Below are 7,364 nucleotides of genomic sequence, written 5' to 3'. Positions count from 1 at the left end.
GCTGATGGAGATAAAGGTGAAACTGGAGACAAAGGAGTTATTGGAGATCAAGGTCCACAAGGATTAGATGGCGATAAAGGCTTAACAGGTGATAAAGGAGCAACGGGTGATAAAGGAGCAACGGGTGATACTGGTGCAAAAGGTGCTGATGGCGATAAAGGCTTAACAGGAGACAAAGGCGCAACAGGTGATACTGGTGCAAAGGGTCCTGATGGAGATAAAGGTGAAACTGGAGATAAAGGAGTTATTGGTGATCAAGGTCCACAAGGATTAGATGGCGATAAAGGCTTAACAGGAGACAAAGGAGCAACGGGTGATACTGGTGCAAAAGGTGCTGACGGAGATAAAGGTGCTGATGGAGATAAAGGAGTTATTGGAGATCAAGGTCCACAAGGATTAGATGGAGATAAAGGCTTAGTTGGTGACAAAGGAGCAACGGGTGATACTGGTGCAAAAGGTGCTGATGGAGATAAAGGTGAAACTGGTGACAAAGGAGTTATTGGTGATCAAGGTCCACAAGGATTAGATGGCGATAAAGGCTTAACAGGAGACAAAGGAGCAACAGGTGATACTGGTGCAAAGGGTCCTGATGGAGATAAAGGTGAAACTGGAGATAAAGGAGTTATTGGTGATCAAGGTCCACAAGGATTAGATGGTGATAAAGGCTTAACAGGAGACAAAGGTGCAACAGGTGATACTGGAGCAAAGGGTCCTGACGGAGATAAAGGAGCAACTGGAGACAAAGGAGTTATTGGTGATCAAGGTCCACAAGGATTAGATGGCGATAAAGGCTTAACAGGAGACAAAGGAGCAACGGGTGATACTGGTGCAAAAGGTGCTGATGGAGATAAAGGTGAAACTGGTGACAAAGGAGTTATTGGTGATCAAGGTCCACAAGGATTAGATGGAGATAAAGGAGTTATTGGAGATCAAGGTCCACAAGGCTTAGTTGGAAACAAAGGAGCAACAGGTGATACTGGTGCAAAGGGTCCTGATGGAGATAAAGGCTTAACAGGAGACAAAGGCGCAACAGGTGATACTGGTGCAAAAGGTGCTGATGGAGATAAAGGTGAAACTGGTGACAAAGGAGCAACAGGTGATACTGGTGCAAAAGGAGCTGACGGAGATAAAGGTGAAACTGGAAATAAAGGTGAAACTGGAAATAAAGGAGTTATTGGAGATCAAGGTCCACAAGGATTAGATGGCGATAAAGGCTTAACAGGGGACAAAGGAGCAACGGGTGATACTGGTGCAAAAGGAGCTGACGGAGATAAAGGCTCAACTGGAGACAAAGGAGTTATTGGTGATCAAGGTCCACAAGGATTAGTTGGAAACAAAGGAGCAACGGGTGATACTGGTGCAAAAGGTGCTGATGGAGATAAAGGAGCGCCAGGAGATCAAGGTCCTAATGGAAATAAAGGAGCAAGAGGAAATAAAGGGTTAGATGGAGATAAAGGAGAGACAGGCGACAAAGGAGCAATAGGAGATCAAGGACCTGTTGGTCCACAAGGAGCACCAGGAGATCCAACAACAGATGATCAAACTTTAAGTTTATCTGGAACCAACTTAACCATTTCAGATGGTAATACAATTGATATTGGTAGTATTGACACAGATAACCAAAGTATACGTAATTTAGGTTTCTCAGGTACAACATTAACTGTAGGTATAGAAGATGGTTCTTCTCAGACAGTAAGTTTGGCAGCATTAGCAGATAATCAAAGTATACGTAATTTAGGTTTATCAGGAACAACATTAACTGTTGGCATAGAAGATGGTTCTTCTCAAACGGTTAGTTTAGCTTCATTAGCTAATACAGATGATCAATATGATGACGAGGTTTTACTAAGAACTCCAATTGATGTTGATGAGGGTGGTGAATCTTCACCTACAACAGAAACTAATGTACAAGAAGTAATACAAGCAATTGCACCTATTACATCTAAAGCAGCACGTATATTTTACCCGCCTTCTGTAGAAGTAGATGTTGCAACAAATGGTACTAAAACATTAGATTTATATGACGAGTATATTAAGCAATATGGTACACCAACTATTGGTAGTGCAGGTGCACCATCAGCTTTACCAACATATACTAGAGCAGAATTGTATTATTATGTAACGTATGCAGATCCTGCAGTATTTAATACAGGCACAATGTCTATTAATGCAAACGGAGTGTTAACATACACAGTAACTAATCAACCTACAGACTATAACACGTTAATTAACGTTGTATTTGTAGTAAAGTAAGCTAAAGCGAATAAAAACTTATCCTAGAAATTTGAGATCAATTAACACATATAAATTTTTATTCGCTGTACTAGTGGCCTTGTTTTGTGCTAACGTAGTTAGTGCTCAATTTTTATTGCAGGCACCAAATAGTACAGACGAAAACAATTATAAATGGTATAATGCAGCAGACACAAGTACTGTTCTAGGTACCGACTTCTTCTATGAGGTGAGTCAGCCTGGAGTATACTTTGCTACATATGATGGTACTTTGTGTGGTAAAAACGCAAGTACATATTTTATATTAACGGACTGTAACACTCCAGATAACGAGGTAACATTAGATGTTTCTCCTAATGTACCAGCAGGAGCAACAGTTAGTTGGTCGCCTATTTTAACGGGAGACCAAACAGCACCACAAGTATTAGCAACTAAAGATGTTATAAAATACGTGGCAACATTACTTAAAGCAGGTAACTCGGTTCAACTCCCAAGTTTTAAGGTAGTTTGTATGAGTGAAGCTAGTGATTTAGAAGACGATATTGTTACGTTAGATGAAGACACTTCAATAATTGTAGATGTTTTTGCTAACGATAACGGATTGCCAAATCCAGGAACACTAACAACATCAGACCCGGTAAACGGAACTGTTACTATTGATGATAATGGTACTCCAAACGACCCATCTGATGATATTATTACCTATGTTCCAGATGCAGATTATAATGGTCCAGATTCTTTTACATATACTATATGTAACAGTTATGGAGATTGTAGTACAGCAACAGTAGCTGTAACAGTAGTACCTATTTTAGATACACAAGATGATGTTGTTGCAACTAATGAAGATGAAACAATTGTAATAGATAATTGGGATTTAAACGATAACGATTTACCAACAGATGGCACGTTTACAACAACGAACCCAACTAACGGTACAATTGTCGTAGACGATAATGGTACGCCAAACGACCCGTCTGACGATATTATTACATACACGCCTAATCCAGGTTATATAGGTCAAGATACCTTTACATATACAATTTGCGATACTTTAAGTAATTGTAGTACATCTACTATTACGGTTATAGTAAATGAAGCTGCTATGACAGATTTAGATGCAGATAACGATGGTATTTTAGATAGTTTTGAAGATCTTAATTTAGATGGAGATAACGATCCAGCAACAGATGCAACAGATACAGATGGTGATGGTATTCCAGATTATTTAGATATAGATTCAGATGATGATGGTATTCCAGATAATGTAGAAGCACAAACAACGGCAGATTATATACAGCCAAGTGGTTTAGATGAAAACGGTAATGGTTTAGATGATGCTTATGAGACTGATGGTAATTTAGGAATATTCCCTGTAGATACTGATGGAGATAGCTTGCCAGATTACTTGGATGAAGATAGTGATAACGATGGTGTTCCAGATGTAATAGAGGCTAACGACACAGATAGTAATGGTATTCCGGATAATACATTTGCGGGTTCTGATAAGGATAACGATGGTTTAGATGATGGTTTTGAAGGAGCGACTTCTATTGATGATGATAAGAATGATGAAATAGATGATCCTTTAAATGATTTACCTAACTCGGATGGTGATGGCGAATCTGATTATAGAGATACAGATGATGATGGTGATGGTATACCAACTATAGATGAAGATATAAACAAAGATGGAAACTTTGCTAATGATGATGCAGATGGCGATGGTATTCCAGATTACTTAGATTTTCCAGATTCTGAAGAAGATGGTATAGAAATATTTAATGTGGTAACGCCAAACGGTGATGGTATACATGATGTACTTAAAATTACAGGACTAGAGAGATTCCCAAATAATACTATTAGAATTTATAATAGATGGGGTGTTCAAGTATTTGTAACCAAGTCTTACAATACACAAAGCAATTATTTTGATGGTACATCTCACGGAAGAGTTACTGTTAATACAGATAAGAAACTTCCAGTAGGTACGTATTTCTATGTATTAGATTACACAACACCAGCAGGAAAAACAAAACAGCTTAGCGGCTATATTTATTTAAACAAATAGCATAATTAAGTTTATGATTATATTAAAAAAACATATTAGACTATTAGTAGTGTCAGTGCTGTTATTTGCATTAGGTACCGTATCAGTATGGTCTCAGCAAGATGCTCAGTATACGCAGTATATGTATAATACCATAAGTATTAACCCTGCTTATGCCGGTTCTCGTGGTAATTTAAGTGTTGGTTTATTACATAGGTCACAATGGGTAGGTTTAGATGGCGCGCCAAAAACGCAAACATTTAATTTTCATACACCAGTAGGGTACAGAGGTGTAGGTGTTGGTTTTTCTGTTGTTAATGATGTTATAGGTCCAACTTCAGAAACATATTTTGATGCCGATTTTTCATACACAATACATACCTCTTTAGAAGGTAAATTATCATTTGGACTAAAAGCGAGTGCTCATTTATTAGATATTAGATTTTCAGAATTAAACCAAGATACTAGTGGTGGTTTAGACCCTACGTTGCAAACAGACGTAGATAATAGATTTTCACCTAATATAGGAGCGGGTGTATATTATCACACAGAAAAATTTTATGCAGGTCTGTCTGCTCCAAGAATTTTAGAAACTAAACACTTTGAAGAAGGAGCAAACCCAACTGTAGCAAATGAACAAATGCATTTGTACTTAATGACTGGTTATGTTTTTGATTTAAACGAATCATTAAAATTTAAACCAACCATTTTAACTAAAGGCGTAAAAGGAGCACCATTACAAGTAGATTTATCTGCGAATTTTATGCTTAATGATAAATTTATTATAGGTGGAGCTTACCGTTGGAGTGCTGCATTTAGTGGTATGTTCGGGTTTCAAGTATCCGAAGATTTGCTAATTGGATTGGCTTATGATAAAGAAACAACAGAATTAGGTAATACATCTTTTAACGATGGTTCTTTTGAACTTATGTTGCGATATGATTTTATTAAAACCAAGAAAAACTTAAAATCGCCTAGATTCTTTTAAAACATACAATCTTAATTTTATAGACCTTAAAAACACTTTTACTTGTAAAGGTGTTTTTTCTTTTTATAGTGCTCATAAATAACATAAAGGTCTTATTTTTGTAAGACTATGATTGAAGAACAGGTAATATTAGTTAACGAGCAGGACCTCCAAATTGGTACAATGGCAAAGATGGAAGCACATGAAAAAGCGCTTTTACATAGAGCATTTTCTGTTTTTGTAATGAATGATAAAGGAGAGACAATGTTGCAACAACGTGCTGCAGGTAAATATCATTCGCCTTTATTGTGGACAAACACCTGCTGTAGTCACCAACGAGTAGGCGAATCTAATATACAAGCTGGCAAAAGAAGATTACAAGAAGAAATGGGTTTTGTAACAGAGCTTACAGAGTTGTTTTCTTTTATATATAAAGCTCCTTTTGATAACGGCTTAACAGAACATGAACTAGATCATGTAATGATTGGTAAGTATAACGACTTGCCGGCCATAAACAAAGAAGAAGTAGAAAACTGGAAATGGGTAGCTTTAGATGATATTAAAGCAGACATTACAGAGAATCCACAGAATTATACAGAATGGTTTAAAATTATTTTTGACCGTTTTCATAACTATACACTACAAAACCAATACTAGTATGAAGGTTAAAGTAAGTAGAAAAGCACATTTTAATGCAGCTCATAGATTGCATAATAAGAGCTGGGATACAGAAAAAAATAAAGCTGTTTTTGGATTGTGTAGCAATCCAAATTACCATGGACATAATTATGAACTTATAGTTAGTGTAGCCGGAGAAATAGATCCAGAAACTGGTTTTGTTATGGATATGAAAGTTTTAAAAGATCTTATTAAAGAAAAAATAGAGAATGCTTTAGATCATAAAAACTTAAATGTAGAAGTGCCAGAATTTAAAGAACTTAATCCTACGGCAGAGAATATTGCTGTTGTTATATGGAATAAATTAAGATCAGAAATTGATGCTTCAAAAGAATTAGAAATTGTATTGTACGAGACACCACGTAATTATGTAACGTACTCGGGCGAATAACACTAAAAATATCAAATTAAAACAACACATATGTATCCGTTAAAATTTAATCCTATTTTAAAAGAAAGACTTTGGGGAGGCACTAAGTTAAGAGATGTTTTACACAAACCAATAGAAACAGATATTACAGGAGAAAGCTGGGAATTGTCTACTGTAAAAGGAGATGTTTCTGTTGTGTATAATGGTGATTTAGCTGGTACATCTTTACAAGATTTAATTAATACGCAGACAAACGACCTTTTAGGTAAAAGTGTTGCAGAGCGTTTTGGAAAAGAATTTCCTATTCTAATTAAATTTATAGATGCCAAACAAGACCTATCTATACAACTGCACCCTAATGATGAGCTTGCTAAAAAAAGACATAACTCTTTTGGTAAAACAGAGATGTGGTATGTTATGGATGCTGACCAAGATGCAGAACTTATTGTAGGTTTTAATAAGGATGTAGCAAAAGAAGAATATGCAGCTAGTATAGAAAACGATACCTTATTAGATTTATTAAACTATGAAAAGGTAAAAGAAGGCGATACTTTTTTTATAAATACGGGTAAAATACACGCAATTGGCGCAGGTGTTTTATTAGCGGAAATTCAGCAAACATCTGATGTTACGTATAGAGTTTTTGATTTTAATCGTAAAGATAAAAACGGAAACTTAAGAGAATTACACACAGAGCAAGCCTTGGATGCTATAGATTATACTAAGAAAGACGATTTTGTAGTAGATTATAAGACACAAGATAATACCGTAAATACAATGGTAGATTGTCCTTATTTTAAAACAAATTTTATAGAACTTACACAAAATTTACAACAAGATATTAGTAGTAGAGATTCTTTTACTATTTATATGTGCGTTGGAGGTTCTGCTACTATAAAAAATGAGTTTGGAGAAGCAAGTATTGTAAAAGGAGAAACCATTCTTGTTCCTGCTTTATCTAAAACGGTAAGTATAGCGTCTAATGGCGCAAAGCTATTAGAGGTAACTATATAACTATTTACAGGCTTTAAGTAATATATTAGAGGTAAGAAACCTCTTTGTATGAG

The 7,364-nt window shown here is 36.0% G+C and carries 6 protein-coding genes; all 6 read left to right on the top strand.

Annotated features, from left to right (window positions below; translation table 11 throughout):
* Nucleotides 1–2,253 (top strand): collagen-like domain-containing protein (locus M4I21_RS14520; RefSeq protein ID WP_502798720.1); only part of this gene is annotated, 2,253 nt, incomplete at its 5' end.
* A 31-nt stretch (nt 2,254–2,284) separates the two neighbouring features.
* Nucleotides 2,285–4,303: a T9SS type B sorting domain-containing protein gene (locus tag M4I21_RS14515; protein WP_249559952.1), complete on the top strand. Its 2,019-nt coding sequence runs from the start codon at nt 2,285–2,287 to the stop codon at nt 4,301–4,303.
* A 13-nt stretch (nt 4,304–4,316) separates the two neighbouring features.
* Complete coding sequence (locus M4I21_RS14510) at nt 4,317–5,270, top strand: PorP/SprF family type IX secretion system membrane protein (RefSeq protein WP_249559951.1); 954 nt, start codon at nt 4,317–4,319, stop codon at nt 5,268–5,270.
* A 108-nt stretch (nt 5,271–5,378) separates the two neighbouring features.
* Nucleotides 5,379–5,906 carry an isopentenyl-diphosphate Delta-isomerase gene (idi, locus tag M4I21_RS14505; protein ID WP_249559950.1) on the top strand — a complete coding sequence of 176 codons (528 nt, stop codon included), beginning with the start codon at nt 5,379–5,381 and terminating at the stop codon, nt 5,904–5,906.
* 1 nt (nt 5,907) lies between these two features.
* A complete protein-coding gene (locus M4I21_RS14500) occupies nt 5,908–6,318 on the top strand; it encodes a 6-pyruvoyl trahydropterin synthase family protein (RefSeq protein ID WP_249559949.1) in 411 nt (136 codons plus the stop codon).
* Nucleotides 6,319–6,348: 30 nt separating this feature from the next.
* The gene (locus tag M4I21_RS14495) at nt 6,349–7,311 is read left to right on the top strand and encodes a type I phosphomannose isomerase catalytic subunit (protein ID WP_249559948.1); all 963 of its coding nucleotides are present in this window, start codon (nt 6,349–6,351) and stop codon (nt 7,309–7,311) included.
* Nucleotides 7,312–7,364 lie beyond the last annotated feature (53 nt).

This window comes from Cellulophaga sp. 20_2_10 (assembly GCF_023476645.1).
GTDB lineage: Bacteria > Bacteroidota > Bacteroidia > Flavobacteriales > Flavobacteriaceae > Cellulophaga.
The sequence above is the reverse complement of the archived record's forward strand: the minus strand, read 5'-3'. Positions and strand labels throughout refer to the sequence as shown.